The organism is Rhodococcus sp. FH8, assembly GCF_019266085.1.
Taxonomy (GTDB): Bacteria; Actinomycetota; Actinomycetes; order Mycobacteriales; family Mycobacteriaceae; genus Rhodococcus_F; species Rhodococcus_F qingshengii.
Map to the genome: position 1 here is coordinate 1 of NZ_LPNQ01000013.1, position 1,536 is coordinate 1,536.

Consider the following 1,536-nt stretch of genomic DNA (forward strand, 5'->3'; position numbering starts at 1 on the left):
CTAGACGGTATGAGGGTCGGCCCGTTTCGGGCCGGGGACTCGCTTGCAAGTTGCCGTGGGTTGCCGAGTAGGCGAAGCCTGGATCGGTAGTGCCTACATTTGCAGGAGGCCCCGGTGATGTATCAGCGTACGAGTGTCGGATTGGACGTGCACGCACTGTCTGTAGTGGCATGTGCGATCGACGGTCAAACCGGTGAAGTATGGAAACAACGATTATGTCCGGACTCCGGTGAGATCCTCGCCTGGTTGCGTTCGTTGCCGGGTCCGGTGAAAGCCGTCTACGAGGCCGGACCGACCGGATTCGGCCTGTACCGAGCTCTGAATCAAGCGGGTGTGGAGTGCGTGGTGGTTGCGCCGTCGAAATTGCAGAGACCTGCTGGTGACCGCGTCAAGACCGATGCTCGCGACGCGCTGCATCTGGCGCGGTTGCTCCGACTGGACGAGATCGTCGAGGTCACGGTCCCTTCGGTAGAACAAGAGGCAGCCCGAGATCTGGTCCGTGCCCGTGAGGATGCTCGCGGGGATCTGATGCGATGCCGACATCGCTTGTCGAAACTTCTTCTGCGGCAGGGCATTGTCTATTCTGGTGGTGCGGCGTGGACTGGTGCGCATGATGTGTGGCTACGAAGTCAGAGGTTCGAGCAGTCGGCGTTGCAGGCCACGTTCGACTCGAACTATGAAGCGATGCTGCTCACCCGAAGCCGCCGTGACCGACTGGATACGGCGATCGAGGAGATGGCGGAGAACAGTCCCTACACGCCGATGGTGCACCGTTTGGGATGTTTACGCGGAATCTCTACTTTGACCGGGTTCGGGTTGGCGGTCGAGATCGGCGACTGGCAGCGATTTACGGGGAGCACCATCGGTTCCTATGTCGGCCTGGTGCCGAGTGAATACTCTTCGGGGACATCACGATCACAGGGTTCGATCACCAAGACCGGCAACGGTCATGCACGTCGGTTGTTGGTCGAGGCAGCATGGCATCACCGCAAGATCTACCGCAACCCTGGACAGGTCATGCGCACTCGATGGGCGAAAGCCAGCCCCGCTGCGCGTGCTCGTGGGCATGCCGGCAACCACCGCCTGCATCATCGGTGGGAGCAGTTCACCGCCCGTAAGAAGCGTCCGGTGATCGCCAATGTCGCCGTAGCCAGAGAACTTGCGGGATGGTGTTGGTCGCTGGCGGTCGTCGACGACCAGCCCTGAGCTTGTCCTTCCCCTAGATTTCGGTCGATAGACAATCGCAAAGGGCGTGATGGCAGCGTGAGGAACGATCTGCGAAAACAACTATGGGCAGCAACAGGTTCCGAAATTGGAACCGATTGCGACGCCCGACCCTAGAGCAGCAGCACCGTTCCTGCCGAACAGTCGTCCTGCGGTAACCAACCCGCGTATATCAGTCTGACCACGAGTCGTGAATATCGACATGTCACCCGCCGTTCTTCATGTCCGTCGACCGAAACGGAAACGGCCTCGGGAACTGCCGTTCCCGAGGCCGTTTCCACCTGTCCCTTGACAAATTTCTCTACATATCAG

1 protein-coding gene is annotated in these 1,536 nt (G+C 59.8%); it reads left to right on the top strand.

The window, feature by feature from the left end; translation table 11 throughout:
* Positions 1-117: 117 nt before the first annotated feature.
* Positions 118-1,206, top strand: a complete 1,089-nt coding sequence (locus ATN38_RS00085; RefSeq protein ID WP_003942584.1) for an IS110 family transposase — start codon at positions 118-120, stop codon at positions 1,204-1,206.
* The last annotated feature ends 330 nt before the right edge of the window (positions 1,207-1,536 follow it).